At 59.9% G+C, this 17,121-nt stretch carries 16 protein-coding genes; 12 read left to right on the top strand and 4 right to left on the bottom strand.

From position 1 onward, the window contains the following. Positions 1 to 89 precede the first annotated feature (89 nt). Both BMZ91_RS05165 and BMZ91_RS05160 read left to right on the top strand, forming a co-directional pair. Positions 90 to 1,760, top strand: coding sequence for an ABC transporter permease (locus tag BMZ91_RS05165; RefSeq protein WP_092835440.1), 1,671 nt, complete (start codon positions 90 to 92; stop codon positions 1,758 to 1,760). A 6-nt stretch (positions 1,761 to 1,766) separates the two neighbouring features. After that, positions 1,767 to 2,957: an ABC transporter permease gene (locus BMZ91_RS05160; RefSeq protein WP_092835438.1), complete on the top strand. Its 1,191-nt coding sequence runs from the start codon at positions 1,767 to 1,769 to the stop codon at positions 2,955 to 2,957. A gap of 80 nt (positions 2,958 to 3,037) precedes the next feature. Here the strand turns inward: BMZ91_RS05160 and BMZ91_RS05155 are convergent, their stop codons facing one another. After that, a complete protein-coding gene (locus BMZ91_RS05155) occupies positions 3,038 to 3,655 on the bottom strand; it encodes a TetR/AcrR family transcriptional regulator (protein WP_092835436.1) in 618 nt (205 codons plus the stop codon). A 125-nt stretch (positions 3,656 to 3,780) separates the two neighbouring features. Continuing rightward, on the bottom strand, positions 3,781 to 3,939 hold the full coding sequence (locus BMZ91_RS21375) for a hypothetical protein (RefSeq protein ID WP_177193787.1): 159 nt from the start codon (positions 3,937 to 3,939) through the stop codon (positions 3,781 to 3,783). Positions 3,940 to 4,112: 173 nt separating this feature from the next. On the opposite strand from BMZ91_RS21375, the gene mbfA reads away from it, so the two are divergent. The 8 genes from mbfA to BMZ91_RS05115 all read left to right on the top strand — a co-directional run bounded on the left by mbfA (position 4,113) and on the right by BMZ91_RS05115 (position 12,059). Continuing rightward, positions 4,113 to 5,090, top strand: coding sequence for an iron exporter MbfA (gene mbfA / locus BMZ91_RS05150; RefSeq protein WP_092835434.1), 978 nt, complete (start codon positions 4,113 to 4,115; stop codon positions 5,088 to 5,090). An 83-nt stretch (positions 5,091 to 5,173) separates the two neighbouring features. Continuing rightward, positions 5,174 to 6,106 (top strand): AEC family transporter, encoded by a 933-nt coding sequence (locus tag BMZ91_RS05145; protein ID WP_092835432.1) that lies wholly within the window; start codon positions 5,174 to 5,176, stop codon positions 6,104 to 6,106. Positions 6,107 to 6,136: 30 nt separating this feature from the next. Beyond that, positions 6,137 to 6,970 carry an S-formylglutathione hydrolase gene (gene fghA, locus BMZ91_RS05140; RefSeq protein ID WP_092835430.1) on the top strand — a complete coding sequence of 278 codons (834 nt, stop codon included), beginning with the start codon at positions 6,137 to 6,139 and terminating at the stop codon, positions 6,968 to 6,970. Between the two features lie 3 nt (positions 6,971 to 6,973). Continuing rightward, on the top strand, positions 6,974 to 8,416 hold the full coding sequence (gene sthA, locus BMZ91_RS05135) for a Si-specific NAD(P)(+) transhydrogenase (RefSeq protein ID WP_092835428.1): 1,443 nt from the start codon (positions 6,974 to 6,976) through the stop codon (positions 8,414 to 8,416). Next, positions 8,413 to 8,868, top strand: a complete 456-nt coding sequence (locus BMZ91_RS05130; protein WP_092835426.1) for a YaiI/YqxD family protein — start codon at positions 8,413 to 8,415, stop codon at positions 8,866 to 8,868. Before sthA ends, BMZ91_RS05130 begins: the two co-directional genes overlap by 4 nt. Before the next feature lie 355 nt (positions 8,869 to 9,223). Beyond that, positions 9,224 to 10,192 (top strand): DMT family transporter, encoded by a 969-nt coding sequence (locus BMZ91_RS05125; protein ID WP_092835424.1) that lies wholly within the window; start codon positions 9,224 to 9,226, stop codon positions 10,190 to 10,192. A 26-nt stretch (positions 10,193 to 10,218) separates the two neighbouring features. Further along, positions 10,219 to 11,136, top strand: a complete 918-nt coding sequence (locus tag BMZ91_RS05120) for an ornithine cyclodeaminase family protein (protein WP_092835422.1) — start codon at positions 10,219 to 10,221, stop codon at positions 11,134 to 11,136. Then, positions 11,133 to 12,059, top strand: a complete 927-nt coding sequence (locus BMZ91_RS05115) for an alpha/beta fold hydrolase (protein ID WP_092835420.1) — start codon at positions 11,133 to 11,135, stop codon at positions 12,057 to 12,059. Before BMZ91_RS05120 ends, BMZ91_RS05115 begins: the two co-directional genes overlap by 4 nt. Here BMZ91_RS05115 and BMZ91_RS05110 read toward each other — a convergent pair whose 3' ends face one another. After that, positions 12,060 to 13,292, bottom strand: coding sequence for an MFS transporter (locus tag BMZ91_RS05110; RefSeq protein ID WP_092835418.1), 1,233 nt, complete (start codon positions 13,290 to 13,292; stop codon positions 12,060 to 12,062). Between the two features lie 90 nt (positions 13,293 to 13,382). Next, entirely contained in the window at positions 13,383 to 14,171 is a 789-nt protein-coding gene (locus BMZ91_RS05105) for an alpha/beta hydrolase (RefSeq protein WP_092835416.1), read from the bottom strand. Between the two features lie 87 nt (positions 14,172 to 14,258). On the opposite strand from BMZ91_RS05105, the gene BMZ91_RS05100 reads away from it, so the two are divergent. Then, the gene (locus BMZ91_RS05100) at positions 14,259 to 15,731 is read left to right on the top strand and encodes an NAD-dependent succinate-semialdehyde dehydrogenase (RefSeq protein WP_092835414.1); all 1,473 of its coding nucleotides are present in this window, start codon (positions 14,259 to 14,261) and stop codon (positions 15,729 to 15,731) included. A 74-nt stretch (positions 15,732 to 15,805) separates the two neighbouring features. Next, complete coding sequence (locus BMZ91_RS05095; RefSeq protein WP_092835412.1) at positions 15,806 to 17,047, top strand: META domain-containing protein; 1,242 nt, start codon at positions 15,806 to 15,808, stop codon at positions 17,045 to 17,047. The last annotated feature ends 74 nt before the right edge of the window (positions 17,048 to 17,121 follow it).

Genomic DNA, 17,121 nt, shown 5'->3' with positions numbered 1-17,121 from the left:
ACAACAGGAAGGGGCCGGTTGGCCCCTTCCACCCAACGCCGGGCAAAAGACCCGGTCTATAATAAACACCACTGTCCGACGGGGATGACATGAGCGATACCACCCATACCGGCCCGGTTCTTGCCGCGGATGGCACGCCGCTGAAACGCAGCCTGCGCCGCGCACTTCGAGCACAGAAACTGCGGGCACTGGCGCTTATCGCGCCCCTGCTGATCTTTGTGCTTTTGACGTTCATTGCGCCCATTGCGGATATGTTGTTTCGCTCGGTCGAAAACCAGATCGTTGGCAGAACCCTGCCGATGACGGTGGAAGAATTGCGCGATTGGGACGGCGAGGGCACCCCCGCAGACTCTGTCTATCGCGCGCTTTACTTTGATCTCTTTCTTGCGGCTGAAGGCAAGGAACACACCAAGCTCGGGTCGCGTCTGAACTATGAGGAAAGCGGCATTTCCTCAATGTTCCGGACTACGGGTCGTGATGTCGACAATATCGGCAAGGTCTATCAGAAGGCCATCGAAAAGGTGAATCCCGCCTTTGGCGAGGGCGCCTTCTGGTATGACATGATGTCTGGAGGCCAGGGGGCCGAAGGCAACGAAACGCTTTTGTCGAACCAGATCGGGCGTCTTGAGGGGCTCGAATCCAAGACATTCAAAGGCGATATCGGCTTTGTGCCGGGCGCCGAGATTTACAAGATCCTGCCGAACGCCACGCGGGCCTATACCGCTTTTGCCGCCTTCACCGTCTTTATGGACGAAGATGTCGTGGCCGAGGAAGACCCGTGGGAGGCCGTCTATCCGGCGCTTCTGCTTGATCTGCGCGAGCCCGCCACAATGGCCGCATTGGCAGGCTATCAAGGGCCCGGCGCCCAGGAGCTGCGCGATCTCGCGGCTCAGGCCGACACATTGCCGCCGGTCGATCTGAAGGCGGCCCTGGTCGAAAGCAACGAAGACTGGCTTCGCACCGAATATTGGGAGGTGATCAAAACCTATTCGCCGCCCTATACCACCGGCTATTTCCTCAATGCCATCGACATGGAAAAAACCACTGATGGCATCGCCCTGCGGGCGGATGACGAGCGGATCTATGGCATCCTGTTCAAGCGCACGATGTTCATGTCGATGGTGATCACATTTAGCTGTATCGCACTTGGCTATCCGGTTGCCTGGATCATGTCGAACCTGCCGGCACGCTCGGCCAACCTTTTGATGATCCTTGTTCTGCTGCCGTTCTGGACTTCACTCTTGGTGCGCACTAGTGCGTGGAAAATCATGCTGCAACAGCAGGGGGTGATCAACGATGTGCTGGTCTGGCTTGGCCTTGTCGCCGATGAAAGCCGGCTGGTGATGATCAACAACCAGTTCGGTACCATCGTGGCGATGACGCATATCCTTTTGCCATTCATGATCCTGCCGATGTATTCGGTGATGCAGACCATCCCGCAGACCTATCTGCGCGCGGCCAAATCGCTTGGCGCGAATAACTGGACAGCGTTCTGGCGGGTTTATTTCCCGCAATCGGTGCCGGGGATCGGCGCGGGCAGCATCCTCGTCTTCATCCTTGCGATCGGCTATTACATCACGCCTGAAATCGTCGGCGGCACGACCGGGACGTTCATTTCGAACCGGATTGCCTATCACATTTCGACATCGCTTAACTGGGGCCTAGGGGCTGCTTTGGGCTCTATCCTGCTCGCGGTGGTGATGGTTCTCTATTACGCCTACGACAAGATCGTCGGCATCGACAACGTGAAGCTGGGGTAAAGAAAAATGAGCGGATTCACTCTTACACCGGTTGAAACCAAACCCCTGTCCTTCGCCTTGCCGGTGATCGGTGCGGCGGGAGCCTTTGTCGGGCTGTTTGTCGGCACGGCGCATGGCTCTGGCCTGATGGGGGTCGTGATTGGCGCGATTGCCTTGATGGCGCTCGGCTTTGTCGCCCTCAAGGTTTTTGGTCTTGGCATGGAAAAGACCACCCGCAAGGCCATGATCGCCCTCTTTGTGGTGATTGGCTGGCTGGTTGCGGGGCTGCCGGGTTTGGTGCTTGGCGGGTTGTTCGGCTGGTTCTTTTCCTGGTTTATCTTCTGGATCGGCGAAGGCCGGTATCGGGCCAACCTTGCGCCCTATCTGACATCCGGTCAGGTGCTTTGGCATTATACTTTCCGGGTTATTTGCGGCGCGATCTTTATCTTTTTGATCACGCCCATTCTTGTGGTCATCCCACTCAGTTTCAACGCGCAGAACTTCTTTACCTTCACCCCTGAGATGTTGCGTTTTGATCCGGCTGGTTACAGCCTTAAGCATTATCAGGATTTCTTTACCTCTAGCGGCTGGCAGCAGGCGCTGCGCAACTCGCTGTCCATCGCGCCGATGGCAACGATCCTGTCGGTGGGCTTTGGCACCCTGGCCGCGATTGGCCTGAGCCAGCCGCACGTGCCGTTCCGTCGGGCGATCATGGCGATCCTGATTTCGCCGATGATCGTTCCGCTGATCATTTCGGCGGCGGGCATGTACTTTTTCTATAGCCGCGTTGGCCTTCAGGGCACCTATATGGGCGTTGTTCTGGCGCATGCGGCGCTTGGTATTCCCTTCGTGATCATCACCGTGACCGCCACACTTGTGGGTTTTGATCGCTCGCTTACGCGGGCGGCGGCCAATATGGGCGCCGATCCTTTGACCACGTTCTTTCGGGTGCAGATGCCGCTTATCCTGCCCGGCGTGATCTCGGGCGGGCTGTTCGCCTTTATCACCTCGTTTGACGAGGTGGTCGTGGTGCTTTTCGTCGGTTCGGCCAATCAACAGACATTGCCCTGGCGGATGTTTACCGGCCTGCGCGAACAGATCAGCCCGACCATTCTTGCGGTGGCGACCATTCTTGTGGTGATCTCGATCTGTCTGTTGACCACGCTGGAATACCTGCGCCGCCGTTCCGAGCGCCTGCGCGGGCTTAGCCCGGGCTAAGGTCTGGCTGCCATGACGGATTGCCAAGGGGCGCCCTCAACCGGGTGCCCTTTGCTTTTGTGCTTGGTTTATCTGGTTGCTCAGGCGCCGTAACGCGCCATCACCATATCGACCACGCCGGTGACAACCCGGTCAATGTCGGCCTCTTGCGGGGCCTTGCACAGGCCACAAAGGCAACGCACGAAAATATCGCATTTGCACAGCTCGCAGAATTGCTCTGCGGCAAGATCCATATCGTCGATTTTAAGCGCGCCGGTTTTCACGTAATGCCCCATGACCATGCCAAGCCGCTCGCGCAACAACTCTGGTCCAGAGGTGTAAAACCGTTTGCCGAGTTCGGGAAAGCGGTGCGATTCAGAGACGGTAATCCGGTAAACCTGCATGCCGAAATCCGACAGGAAGAACCGCACGATACGATCCGCAATATCACGCAGGGTGACGGCGCAGGGGGCGTTCAGGTCAAATTCCCGCAGCGCCTCTTCGGACTGGCGGTTGCATTCAATCCGTGCCACCTCAGAAAACAACAGGCGCTTGTCCGGGAAATAGCTGTAAAGCGTGGCTTTTGACACCTGTGCCTCGCGGGCGATGTCATCAACGCTTGCGCCCTCAAATCCGTCACGCAGAAAGACGTGCCGTGCCCCTTCGAGCACCTGGTCAAACTTGCGTCCTTTTTTGATTTCTGCGGCCATTGCCGACATGCAACCCCTCCCGATATGGCGCCAGTCTAGTCGTGCAGAGCATCGGATCGCAAGCCCATCCGCGCAAAGCCGTGGAAGTCACAGGCCATCCTCGCGGGCACGCGATGGCCTGTGATCTGCGGCGGTCATTTATTGATGCCGCTATTGCCTTGGGTCACCGGTTCGGGCGCGGGATCGGGATAGGTCAGATCCGGTGTGAGCGTGCTCATGTTAATGCCAAAGGCCAGGACAGGCGAGGCGGCAAGAGACAGTGAGAGGGCGATTGCGGTAACGATCTGTTTCATGTCATTCTCCAAACTGAACTACTTGGTTCAGTTATCTATCTAAACTATTCAGTTTACTTTTCAAGCAGAAAATGAACCGATTAGTTTATATAATGCGCGACACCCCGACACTTTGCGCTTGAAGCGGTGAGTGTCTAGAATAAATTAGAACCATTCTAATCTAAGAGGTCGTCATGATTCCCGGCATCCAGTCTCGTCGTCGTTTCAAGGATTTGTCAGAACAGGAAATTCTGGCGCTTGCCATTTCGTCCGAGGAAGACGACGCGCGTATTTATCGCAGCTATGGCGAGTTGCTGCGCGCCGAGTATCCCGACACCGCCAAGGTATTCGATGGCATGGCCGCCGAAGAGGATGATCACCGCCAACGCCTGATCGACCTTCACAGCCAACGATTTGGGGACGTGATCCCGCTTATCCGGCGCGAACATGTGGCCGGGTTTTATGCCCGCCGTCCTGTCTGGCTTGTCGAAAACCTCGGGATCGAGCGTATCCGCGCCGAGGCCGAAGGCATGGAGCGCGACGCCGAGGCGTTCTATATCAAGGCCGCGCAACGCACGAGCGATGCCGACACCCGCAAATTGCTGGGCAATCTCGCCGCCGCCGAGGCCGGTCATCAGGCCCGTGCCGGCGAACTTGAGGCCGAGCATCTGGACGATGACGCCCTGGCCGCCGAAGAGCGCACCTCGCATCGCACCTTTCTTCTGACATGGGTGCAACCGGGGCTTGCCGGCCTGATGGATGGGTCCGTGTCGACGCTGGCGCCGATCTTCGCCACTGCCTTTGCCACGCAAGACACCTGGACCACCTTTCTGGTCGGCCTCGCGGCGAGTGTCGGCGCGGGCATTTCGATGGGCTTTACCGAGGCCGCCAGTGACGATGGCGAACTCTCGGGGCGTGGCAGCCCAGTCAAACGCGGCTTTGCCTCGGGGATCATGACGATGGTTGGCGGGCTTGGCCACGCCTTGCCCTATCTGATCCCGGATTTCTGGACCGCAACGATTGTCGCCTTTGTCGTCGTCTTTATCGAGCTCTGGGCGATTGCCTGGATCCAGAACAAATTCATGGACACCCCGTTTTTCCGCGCGGCCTTTCAGGTGGTACTTGGCGGCGCCCTTGTCTTTGCCGCCGGTGTCCTGATCGGCAGTGGTTAGCGGCGGGCGATCTCGGGCCATGGTCTGAGGTGCCACGGGTCAGCGCCGATTGACCTTACCCCGGAACCTGCTACCACACCCGCATGATAAGTGTATTCCTTCAAACACTTCCGTTCTTTTTGATCATCGGGCTGGGATATGGCGCCGGGCGCAGCGGGTTTTTCCCCGAGGTGGCGACGGCATGGCTTACCAAGTTCGTGTTCTATTTCGCGCTTTCAGCGATGCTGTTCCGGTTTTCGGCAAACCTGACACTGGCGGAGGTCTGGGATTGGAATTTCGTAGTGGCCTATCTTTGGGCCACCGGGTTTGTCTATGGCATCGCCACTCTGGTCGCGCTGTTGCGTCGAATCAGCATTCAGGAGGTCGCCATCGAAGCGCAATGCGCGGTGATCGGCAATGTCGGGTTTCTTGGCGTGCCGATGCTCGCCATGCTGATGGGCGAGGCGGCGATTGGCCCGGTGATGATCGTTCTGGCGATTGATCTCATTGTCTTTGGCTCGCTCGTGGTGATCCTGGTCACCGGGTCGCGCGATGGCCGGATGAGCCTTGGTATTCTGCGCACGGTCGGTCTTGGGTTGCTGAAAAACCCGATGATCGTCTCGATTGTTCTGGGGCTGACGTGGTCGGGGCTGCGCCTGCCGATCCCGGACCCGATGAACGATTTTGTCGCGATCCTTGGCGGCGCGGCAACGCCGGGCGCTCTGTTTGCGATTGGCGCTTCGCTGGCCTCGAAATCGGCCGAACGACCGACGGTGGCGGGTTGGCTTTCATTCTGCAAACTGGTGCTGCACCCGGCTTTTGTGGCCTTTTCTGTGCTGTTTCTGTTCCCGGTCGCCCCCTATCCGGCGGCGGTGATGATCGCCGCCGCGAGCCTTCCGGTGGCGGGCAATGTCTATATGCTCGCCCAACACTACGGGGTCGCCCCCAAGCGGGTGTCGGCCTCGATTCTGATTTCAACGGCGGCGGCAATCGTTACAGTGTCGCTTGTGATTGGCTGGGTGAACCAGCTCTATTAAACACCGCGCGAGATGGCAAAGGAGAGACGCATGCAAACGGTTTCGGAAAACACCTGCTTTGGGGGCAGCCAAGGGGTCTATACCCATACATCCAAGACCTGTGGCGGTGATATGACCTTTGGGCTTTTCCTGCCGCAAGAGGCAAAGGATGGGCCGGTGCCGGTGCTGTGGTATCTCTCGGGGCTGACCTGCACCCATGAGAACGCCATGACCAAGGCAGGCGCCCAGGGTTGGGCCGCCGAGCAGGGCATCGCGATTGTCTTTCCCGATACAAGCCCGCGCGGGACAGATGTTGCCAATGACGAGGCCTTTGATCTTGGTCAGGGTGCCGGGTTCTATGTAAATGCCACGCAAACCCCATGGGCGCCGCATTTCCAGATGTGGGATTACGTCGCCGATGAGTTGCCCGCGCTGATCACCGAAACTTTCGCGATTGATCCCGAGCGTCAGTCGATCACCGGCCATTCCATGGGCGGGCACGGCGCGCTGACCCTCGCTATGGGCCTCGCCGGGCGTTACCGCTCCGTCTCGGCCTTTGCGCCGATCTGCAACCCGACCGCAAGCGATTGGGGCCGCAAGCAATTCACCGCCTATCTTGGCGAGGATGAAAGCAAATGGGCAGCGCATGACGCTAGCGTCCTGATGCGCGAAACCGGCTTTGACGGGCCGGTTCTGGTGGATACCGGCACCAATGATCAGTTCCTTGATCTGCTGCGTCCCGAAACCCTTGCCGATGCCGCCTTTGCACGCCGCCAAGAGGGCACGTTCCGCATGCAGAAGGGCTATGATCACAGCTATTTCTTCATGTCGAGCTTCATGGAGGACCACGTGTCGTTCCACGCCGAAGCCCTCTATGCGGATTAAAACATGAGCCATTATGACCTGATCATCATCGGCTCTGGCCCGGCGGGCAGGGCGGCGGCCATTCAGGCCGGCAAACTCAAGCGCCGGGTGCTGGTCATTGACCGCAAGGACCGGCTTGGCGGGGTCTCGGTGCACACCGGCACGATCCCGTCCAAGACTCTGCGCGAGACGGTGCTTAACCTCTCGGGCTGGCGCGAGCGCAGCTTTTATGGCCGCTCTTATCGGGTCAAGGATGATATCGCCGCCGAGGATCTCAAGGCGCGGTTGCACATGACGCTCGATCACGAGGTTGACGTGCTTGAGCATCAGTTCGCCCGCAACCACGTCGACACGCTTCACGGGTTAGCGCGTTTCGTCGATGCGCAGACCATCGACGTGGCCACCGAGGCGGGCGATTTTACCCGTCTGACCGCCGAAAGGTTTCTGATTTCCACCGGGACCAAGACCTATCGGCCCGACACCGTGCCTTTTAACGGGCGCACCGTGGTCGATAGTGACGAGTTTCTGGAACTCGCCCAGATCCCGCGCAGCCTGATCGTGGTCGGCGCCGGGGTGATCGGGGTGGAATATGCCACGATGTTCTCGGCGCTGGATGTGCGCGTGACTCTGATCGAGCCACGCGAGACCTTCCTCGATTTCATCGACGACGCGCTCATTCAGGATTTCACCCATCAAATCCGCGAAAATGGTGTCGATCTGCGGCTTGGCTCTGCCATCGAAACGATCGAGGACGCGGGCGAGCATATCGAGGTAAGCCTTGCCAATGGCCGTCATGTGCGCGCCGAAATGTTGCTTTTCGCCGCCGGGCGGATGGGCGCCACCGAAAGCCTTGACGTCGCCGCCGCCGGCCTTGAGACTGACCATCGCGGGCGGCTTGAGGTGGATCGCAAGACCTATCAGACCGCCGTGCCGCATATCTATGCGGCGGGCGATGTGATCGGCCACCCCTCTCTGGCCTCAACCTCGGTGCAACAGGGGCGCGTGGCGGCCTGTCATGCGCTTGAAACACCAACCTTGCCCGAAAGCCCGTGGTTCCCCTACGGCATCTATTCGGTCCCCGAGATTTCGACCTGCGGCATGTCCGAAGAAGAAATGAAGGAGCGCGGCATTCCCTATGAAGTGGGCATCGCGCGGTTCCGCGAAACCAGCCGTGGGCATATCATGGGGCTGGAACACGGGCTTCTCAAGATGTTGTTTTCGCTCAAGACCCGCCGGGTTCTGGGGGTTCAGATTGTCGGCGAAGGCGCGACCGAGCTTATTCACATCGCGCAGGCGGTGCTGAACCTCAAGGGCACGGTGGATTACTTTGTGCAGAATACCTTCAACTATCCGACACTCGCCGAGGCCTACAAGATCGCCGGATTGGACGCCTTCAACCGCATGCCGATCCCCGAGGAATACAAACTTCACCGTGACGAGGGCAAACCCGGCAAGGCAAGGAAATGAGCATCTATGTTGATGCCGATGCCTGCCCGGTCAAGGCCGAGGTCGAAAAGGTTGGAACCCGTCATCGCGCGCAGATGTTTGTCGTCTCGAATGGCGGGTTGCGCCCCTCGCAAAACCCGCTGGTCGAAACGGTGATCGTGCCCGATGGCCCCGATGTCGCCGATATGTGGATCGCCGAGCGCGTCGGCCCCGGCGATGTGGTGATCACCGGCGACATCCCTCTGGCGGCCAAATGCGTCGAGGCGGGGGCGCAGGTGCTCAAGCATAATGGCGAGCCTCTGACACAGGCCAATATCGGCAACGTGCTTGCCACCCGCGACCTGATGAGCGACCTGCGCGCCGCCGATCCGTTTCGGCAGGGGGGCGGCAAAGGGTTTACCAAGGCCGACCGCTCGCGCTTTCTGGACGCTCTGGAAAGGGCGCTGCGCGCCGCCAAACACTCTGGTGCGTGACGGTTTGTTACGCGGAGCTCGTTAACATTGCCATAGATGATGCCGTTTACACATCTCCCATCCGGCGTCCATACAACCTGCATCTCGTCTTGCGGGCAATCTCCGTGAATGCGTGGCCAACCGAAATGCCCCTTGGCTACGTGTTGAGCGAAGGCCATACGCAACATCGCAACCGCGATCAATGCGCTGTCAGATCGGGTTCGAACTTGGCTGGTCTGACTGCCCCCCTTTCATCTTTCCCTAAATACTCAATTCCGCCCTCTCAGCTTGCCACCGCCCGTTCAGATCCTCGGGGGTTTACAATTTGCGGGCCGTGACCTCATGTAACAGGGATAGACAGCGACCTTGGATTTTCATGACCACTGCCACCGTTCAGCGCTCCAACCTGATCGGCGCCGCCTTTGCCTTGGCGGCGGTGATGTGTTTTTCGATCAATGATGTGGGGATCAAGTTTCTCAGCGGCGATTACGCGTTGCACCAGATCGTGCTGATCCGCACCCTGGTCGCCATCACCATCTTCTGCGCCCTGATCATGCCGTTCAATGGCGGTCTCGGTGTTCTTCGCACCCGGCGCCCGGGCGCACACCTGCTTCGCGGCATCTGCGTGGTGCTGGCCAATACCTTCTTGTTTCTCGGCCTCTCGGCGATGCCCATCGCCGACGCGGTGGCGGTGTTTTTCATCTCACCGCTTGTGATCACCGTCTTCTCGGTCATTTTCCTTGGCGAAAGCGTGGGGCCGCGCCGTTGGGGCGCCATTGTCGTGGGCTTTCTGGGGGTGATGATTATCGTCAAACCCGGCACTTCTGCGTTTCAGGTCGCCTCGCTTTTCCCAATGGTCGCGGCAGTGCTCTATGCGGTCATGCATATGGTCGCCCGCAAGGTCGGCAGCACCGAATCCGCGCCCACCATGGCGATCTACATCATGCTGACCTTTCTGGTCGCCAGCACCATTATGGGCCTCACCACTGGTGATGGTGACTATGCCCACTACGATCACCCCTCGGCGTCCTTTCTTTTACGGGCATGGGGGCCGGTTGATCCGGCGGATTGGCCGCTATTGATCTTGCTGGGCGTCTCGGGTCTGTTTGGCGGGCTCTTCATCAGCCAGGCATATCGGCTGAGCGAGGCCGCCTTTGCCGCGCCGTTCGAATATGTCGCCATGCCGATGGCGATCATGTGGGGGGTGACGGTCTTTGGCACATGGCCCGACCGCAGCGCATGGATCGGCATTGCACTGATCATCGGATCGGGCCTCTATCTTTTGTGGCGCGAGTCGGTGAAGGATGAGACCCTCGTCACCGAGGCCACGACATACCGGCGTTAGCGCCGCAAGACGAGAAAGGACCGCTCATGAGCATCACGATGATCCCCTTCGCGCAAGGCGAGGCCAATCTTGACTGGCGCGGGCTTTGCGCCGCGTTCGAGACCGGGCATGCCCTGCCCAAGGCCGAGATCGCCGATACGTTTCTTTACCGCGATCCCGACACACTGCTTAATCGCGCGGCGTGGATTGATGGCATGGGAATCGCGGTGAAATCCGCCACGATTTTTCCGCGCAACCCCGACAAGGGCGATGCGATGATCAATGGGGCGGTCAATCTTTATTCGGATGACAACGGCACGCTTGAGGCAATCGTCGATTTCCACCTTGTCACCAAATGGAAAACCGCCGGCGATAGTGTTTTTGCCGCCACCCGACTCGCGCGGCCCGACAGCGAGACGATCCTGATCGTGGGGGCGGGCACGGTGGGGCGCAATCTCTGGCAGGCCTATCGGTCTCTCTTTCCGAACGCGCGCTTTTCGATCTGGAACCGCACCCGCGCCAATGCCGACAAAATGGCCGCCGATTGCCCCGGCATGACCGTCGCCGATGACCTTGAGACCGCCGTGCGCGGTGCGGATATCGTCACCTCGGCGACCATGTCGACCGAGCCGTTGATCAAGGGCGACTGGTTGCAACCCGGCCAGCATATCGACCTGATTGGCGCCTATCGCCCCGACATGCGAGAGGCGGATGATACCGCGATGACGCGTGCGCGGGTGTTTGTCGACAGCTATGACACCACGGTCGACCATATCGGCGAGATCAAGATCCCGCTTGAGGCGGGCGTGATCACCCGCGACACCCTCGTGGCCGACTACTATGAGCCGCAGAATTTCAAACGCCGCTCTGACGATGAAATCACGCTTTTCAAAAACGGTGGCGGCGCGCATCTTGATCTGATGACAAGCCGCTACATTCTTGACGCCTGGAGGGCCGCCGCATGATCTGGCTTGGGCTTATCCTTGCAGGTCTGGCGCTGGGCGTGGCCGCGCCCTATCTTGTCGAGGTGCTCAAGCCGCGCATGGATGAGCGCGCGCGCCGCACGGCACCGGGCAAGTTTGCCGATCTGTCGCGCGGGCGCACGCATTACCGCTGGCTGGGGGCAACGCGCGGGCCGGTCGCGGTCTGTGTGCATGGGCTTACAACCCCATCCTTTGTCTGGAACGGGCTTGCGCCGGGGCTTGGCAAGCTTGGCTTTCGGGTGCTGGTCTATGATCTTTACGGGCGCGGCTATTCCGATCGTCCCTCTGGTCCGCAGGATTCGGCGTTCTTCGTGACTCAGCTTGAAGAGCTTCTGGAGGATCAGGGCATTGACGGCGATATCACGCTTTTGGGCTATTCGATGGGCGGCTCTATCGCCACCGCCTTTGCCGCGCTGTTCCCCGAGCGCCTGCGTCAGTTGGTGTTGATTGCGCCTGCCGGGCTTGGCCATGACCTTGGCCCCCTGGCCACCCGCGCCACCCAGGGCGGTGCCATTGGCCGTTGGGCAATGCAGGCGTTCTTCGCGCGTTCCTTTCGCAATGGCTCCGAGGCAGAGCGCGACTTGCCAAGCTCTGTCGAGGGCATCGTCGATCTGCAACAGGGCGAATTGCGCTATCGCGGGTTTGTGCCCTCTGTCATCCGTTCGATCGACGGCATGGTCTCAGAGGACCTGAGTGAAGAGCATCGCGATATCTCGCTAAGCCACCTTCCGGTTCTGGCGATCTGGGCCAGCGAAGATACCATCATTCCGCTCAGCAGCATGGGCGATCTGGCCCAGATCAACCGCGCCGCCCGCCAAGAGGTGATCGAGGGGGCCGGTCATGGGCTTACCTATACCCATAGCGACGAGGTGATTCACGCGATGCGCGACCTCATGCGCGACTGATCAGGCGGTCTTAAGGCTGCGTTCGTGCACCGGTAGATGCACGATGGCGCTGAACGCGCCAACACCGACGCCGATCCACCAGACCAGCGTATAATCGCCATGAAGGTCATAAAGCTTGCCGCCAAGCCAGACACCCATGAAGCTACCCAGCTGGTGGGAAAAGAACACGATCCCGTAAAGCGTACCCATATACCGAAGCCCGTAGATATGCGCGATCAGCCCACTGGTCAGCGGCACCGTCGCCAGCCACAGCGCGCCCATCGAGACCGAAAACAAAAGCACTGTCGTGGGGGTGATCGGGTTCATGATAAACGCCGCCGCAATCAGGGTGCGGCCAAGATAGATCATCGCCAGCAGGTTCTTCTTGGAATAGCGCTTGCCCAACCAGCCGGCGGTTAGCGTGCCGACAATATTGGCCATCCCGATAAGCGAAATCGCCACCGCCCCAAGCGCCGAGGTGGTGGTGATGCCCATACTGTGCAGCGCGCCACCGGGGGCAATGGGGCCGCACAATTCGGTCACGAAGGCCGGAAAATGCGCGGTGATGAACCCAAGCTGATAGCCACAGCTGAAAAACCCGAGAAAGATCAGCGTATAGGACGGATCGCGAAAGGCGCGGTGCAGGATCGCGCCCATCGTTTCCTCTAGCACGGCGCGGCCGGCGGGCTCTGGCGCGCGCATCAGCGGCAGCACTGCAAGGCTGGACAGAATGACCACGGCAAAGATCAAAAACACCATCTGCCAGGTCATCATGCCCAAAAGATACTCGGCCACCGGCGCGCCAAAGACCTGACCGGCGGACCCGGCGGCGGTGGCGATGGCAAGGCTCATCGAGCGGTTTTCATCAGAGCTTGCCCGCCCGACCACGGCCAGAATGACCCCAAACCCGGTGCCCGCAATGCCAAAGCCGACAAGGATTTCATAAAGCTGATGCGCCTCTGGCGTGACGGCGAAAGACGATAGCACAAGCCCCGCCGCATAGGTCAGCGCGCCAAGTATGATCGCCTTGCGGTCGCCCATCTTTTCGGCAAGCGCACCAAAGAACGGCTGACCAAAGCCCCAGGCGAGGTTCTGAATGGCAATGGCAAGCGAAAACTCGGCGCGGGGCCAGTTGAATTCGGCCGCGATCGGAATCTGAAACACCCCGAAGGACGCGCGAATTGCGAATGAAATCAAGATGATCGTACAGCCCGCGATAAGAACAGGCGTGAACAGGGGGGTCGATTTTTGCATGATGGGCCTTCGCACAGGTTGGGCGCAGTCTATGACACCTGAACGCCCCGTCAATTCAGCCTTTGTGATAGGGGCGATCACAAAGACGCGTCAGCCCAGAAGTTGATCCAGCATCGCGCTTTCGGGGTCGCCAAGCGCCTCGATGATATCAAAATGATGGCGGTGCTCGGCCACGTGATGCGCGACGTCCCAGGCCTCGGCAAGCCATCGCGCCTGATCAAGGAAAACCGGGCGTTCATCGCCACCGACCCAGATCGTGACCGGCACAGAGGGCGCGGGCATGAGCGCCGGGCTTTCGGCCTCGGCGGCGGCCATGTCGAGGCGGAAATCGGCGTTCATCGCGGTTTCTAACAGCGGGCGCAGGTCCGAGACCGGCGAAATCGGCATGACATGCTGCAACCGCGCGGCCACGTCAGCGGGCAAGATCCCCGGCATTGCCATGCGCGCCACAAGATGCCCGCCCGCCGAATGCCCGACCAGAGCAATCGGCCCGTCAACCCGCGCCGCCGCCGCGCTCACGGCTTGCGCGATCTGCGTCGTGATCTCGGCGATCCGCACATCGGGGCACAGGTCATAAGACGGCATCGCCACCGCCCATCCCCTCTCACACGCACCCGCCGCCAGATGCGACCAGAGCGAGCGATCAAATTTTATCCAGTATCCGCCGTGCACAAAGACGCACAAACCCTTTGCTGCCCCTTCGGGATGAAACAGATCAAACGCCTGTCGCACAGTTGGTCCATAAGACAGCCCAAGCTCGGCCCGCCCCTCTGCCACAAGCGCGTCGCGAAACGCCTCTGCCTGCGCGCTCCAGCGCGCGGGATACTCTGTGCCCCCCGGAATATAGGGGACATTGGCATATGCATCGTCCAGTTTCACAGTGTATTCCTTCCTGTCTGGGCCTAGACATTCCTACCCCAAGGTGCTTTGCCTTTGCGAGATGAAAAGACAGGAGGCGACTGCGCCATGACCACGACCGATCTGAAATCCCTGCTGAACGACCCCAGCCTTCTGGCCGAAAAGGCCTATATCGACGGTGAATGGGTGGATGGCGACAATGGCACGTTTCAAGTCACCAACCCCGCACGGGGCGACGTGATTGCAAATGTTGCGGATTTGAGCCGCGCACAGGTGGCCCGCGCCATCGCCTCGGCCGAGGCCGCGCAAAAGGAATGGGCGAAATGGACCGGCAAGGAACGCGCCGTTGTCATGCGCAAATTTTTCGATCTGATGATGGAAAACCAGCATGATCTGGGCGTCATCCTGACCGCGGAACAGGGCAAGCCGCTTGCCGAAGCCAAGGGCGAGATCGCCTATGGCGCATCGTTTATCGAATTCTTCGGCGAAGAGGCCAAGCGGATTTACGGCGAAACAATCCCCGGCCATCAGCGCGACAAGCGGATCACCGTGATAAAACAGCCGATCGGCGTTGTTGCCTCGATCACGCCGTGGAACTTTCCCAACGCGATGATCGCCCGCAAAGCCGCGCCTGCCCTTGCGGCGGGCTGTGCCTTTGTCGGTCGTCCGGCGGCGGAAACACCGCTTTCGGCCACCGTGATGGGGGTTCTGGCCGAACGTGCCGGCTTTCCGGCCGGTGTGTTCAACATCGTGCCGTCGTCGCGATCCTCTGACATCGGCAAGGAATTCTGCGAAAACCCCGCCGTGCGCAAGATCACCTTTACCGGCTCGACCGAGGTGGGGCGTATCCTGCTGCGTCAGGCCGCCGATCAGGTGATGAAATGCTCGATGGAACTTGGCGGCAACGCACCGTTCATCGTGTTTGACGATGCCGATCTTGATGCGGCTGTCGAGGGCGCGATCCTGTGCAAATTCCGCAACAACGGCCAGACCTGTGTCTGTGCCAACCGGATTTACGTGCAGGCCGGGGTTTACGATGCCTTCGCCGAAAAGCTCAAGGTGGCGGTCAGCAACCTGAAAATCGGGGATGGTCTGGAAGACGGTGTTGCCCTTGGGCCGCTGATCAATTCCGATGCCATCACCAAGGTTCAGGAACATGTGGCCGATGCCAAGGCCAAAGGCGCCGAGGTGATCCTTGGCGGCGGCGACCCGATGCAGGGCGAGGGATATTTCCTGCCCCCGACCATCATCACCGGCGCCACGCAGGAGATGCAGGTTGCCACCGATGAAACCTTTGGCCCCTTCGCGCCGCTCTTCAAGTTCGAGAATGAGGATGACGTGATTGCCATGGCCAATGACACGATCTTTGGTCTGGCGAGTTATTTCTACGCCAAGGACCTGAGCCGCGTCTACAAGGTGGCCGAGGCGCTTGAATATGGCATCGTTGGCGTCAACACCGGCATCATTTCAACCGAAGTCGCACCCTTTGGCGGGGTCAAGCAATCCGGCCTTGGCCGCGAAGGCAGCCATCACGGCATCGAGGACTTCCTTGAAATGAAATACATCTGCATGAGCGTCTGATCACGCAGCACTCGACCAGAGGCGGGGCAATGGCTAGGATGAGGTACAACCTCTACGCGCAAAGGAAGCAGCCAATGCCCCGCTTCATCGCCATGGCCTGTCTCATGGCCCTGATATTGCCGCTTCCGGCCGTTGCGCAGGACGATGGCGCCCGCACGATCAGGGGCGGGCTCGGCTATGCACAGCGTATCGCCTTACCGCCCGAGGCCCGCGCGACCGTCGTTGTCGAAGGCCATTTCGGAAGCATGCTTGGCGAGACCTCAGTAAACGCAGACGGCCAGCAGGTGCCGCTTGCCTTTGAGGTGACGGTGCCAGCCGATCTTTCGGGTCGTCTGAGCGCGGTCATTCACATTCAGGGACAGCCGCGGTGGGTTCTGCGCGATGTCGCCTTTGACGCGGGTGCCGCGCCGCTTGATCTTGGTACGCTGATCCTTGAGCCGGTTACGCCAATGGCCTTTGCTGTCGATTTCACCTGTGGCGATCTTTCGGTGTCTGTCGGTGTTCTGGGCCGGGAAATGATTTTGCGCGCCGAGGGTCGCGATATCATGCTTAACGTCACTGAATCGGCCTCTGGCGCGCGCTATATCGGCGTGAATGATCCCGAAACCGAGGTCTGGAGCAAGGGCGATAGCGCGATGATCCGGCTTGAGGGCCGCGACCTGCCGGAATGCAAGAAAGCCGCGCCGCCACAGCGCGCAGGCTATCGTGCGGGCGGAAACGAACCCGGCTGGACCGTTGTCTTTGACGGTGACAGCGCCGAGATCACGGCCGATTACGGAGAAATTCGTCGTACTGCCGTGCGCCCGGATGTTCAGGTCACGCCGGGCGCTTATACGTTTTACATGCCCTCTGCGGGCGCGCGCCTGACGGTCAATGACCGGATTTGCAAGGATGATGCCACCGGCATGCCGTACCCCCATACCGCCCATTTATCTCTCGACGACCGTGATTTCCGGGGCTGTGGGGGGAACCCGGTGGATTTGCTGATCGGCCCGATCTGGCAGGTGACAAGCCTTGGCGACACTCCGCTGGTCGAGCCAGAGCGGTTGTCGCTCACCTTTGCCGCGTCCAATCGCGTGGCCGGCAGTACTGGTTGTAACCGAATGGTGGGCGGGTTCAATCTGACCGGTGAGGGGATACATTTTGGCGCCATGAGCAGCACGATGATGGCCTGCCCTGCGCCGCTTATGGAACAGGAACGCCGGATGCTGGATGCCTTGGAACAGGTCACCCGATTTGACATCGTCGATGATGGCGCGCTCTATCTGATGGGGGACGAAACTGGCGCCCCGCTGTTGATTGCGCGCCGTCCCTGACACACTTGAGTTTGCGCCAAACAATAGGGCCGCCACCGGCATCCCGGTGGCGACCTTTTCATCTGTTAACCCCT

The organism is Roseovarius lutimaris, from assembly GCF_900115165.1.
In the GTDB taxonomy this organism is placed as follows: domain Bacteria; phylum Pseudomonadota; class Alphaproteobacteria; order Rhodobacterales; family Rhodobacteraceae; genus Roseovarius; species Roseovarius lutimaris.
The sequence above is the reverse complement of the archived record's forward strand: the minus strand, read 5'-3'. Positions and strand labels throughout refer to the sequence as shown.

Excerpts from the sequence above, each read along its gene's own strand:
- BMZ91_RS05165 (WP_092835440.1), top strand. The coding sequence starts at position 90 with ATGAGCGATACCACCCATACCGGCCCGGTTCTTGCCGCGGATGGCACG.
- BMZ91_RS05160 (WP_092835438.1), top strand. The coding sequence starts at position 1,767 with ATGAGCGGATTCACTCTTACACCGGTTGAAACCAAACCCCTGTCCTTC.
- BMZ91_RS05155 (WP_092835436.1), bottom strand. The coding sequence starts at position 3,655 with ATGTCGGCAATGGCCGCAGAAATCAAAAAAGGACGCAAGTTTGACCAG.
- BMZ91_RS21375 (WP_177193787.1), bottom strand. The coding sequence starts at position 3,939 with ATGAAACAGATCGTTACCGCAATCGCCCTCTCACTGTCTCTTGCCGCC.
- mbfA (WP_092835434.1), top strand. The coding sequence starts at position 4,113 with ATGATTCCCGGCATCCAGTCTCGTCGTCGTTTCAAGGATTTGTCAGAA.
- BMZ91_RS05145 (WP_092835432.1), top strand. The coding sequence starts at position 5,174 with ATGATAAGTGTATTCCTTCAAACACTTCCGTTCTTTTTGATCATCGGG.
- fghA (WP_092835430.1), top strand. The coding sequence starts at position 6,137 with ATGCAAACGGTTTCGGAAAACACCTGCTTTGGGGGCAGCCAAGGGGTC.
- sthA (WP_092835428.1), top strand. The coding sequence starts at position 6,974 with ATGAGCCATTATGACCTGATCATCATCGGCTCTGGCCCGGCGGGCAGG.
- BMZ91_RS05130 (WP_092835426.1), top strand. The coding sequence starts at position 8,413 with ATGAGCATCTATGTTGATGCCGATGCCTGCCCGGTCAAGGCCGAGGTC.
- BMZ91_RS05125 (WP_092835424.1), top strand. The coding sequence starts at position 9,224 with ATGACCACTGCCACCGTTCAGCGCTCCAACCTGATCGGCGCCGCCTTT.
- BMZ91_RS05120 (WP_092835422.1), top strand. The coding sequence starts at position 10,219 with ATGAGCATCACGATGATCCCCTTCGCGCAAGGCGAGGCCAATCTTGAC.
- BMZ91_RS05115 (WP_092835420.1), top strand. The coding sequence starts at position 11,133 with ATGATCTGGCTTGGGCTTATCCTTGCAGGTCTGGCGCTGGGCGTGGCC.
- BMZ91_RS05110 (WP_092835418.1), bottom strand. The coding sequence starts at position 13,292 with ATGCAAAAATCGACCCCCCTGTTCACGCCTGTTCTTATCGCGGGCTGT.
- BMZ91_RS05100 (WP_092835414.1), top strand. The coding sequence starts at position 14,259 with ATGACCACGACCGATCTGAAATCCCTGCTGAACGACCCCAGCCTTCTG.
- BMZ91_RS05095 (WP_092835412.1), top strand. The coding sequence starts at position 15,806 with ATGCCCCGCTTCATCGCCATGGCCTGTCTCATGGCCCTGATATTGCCG.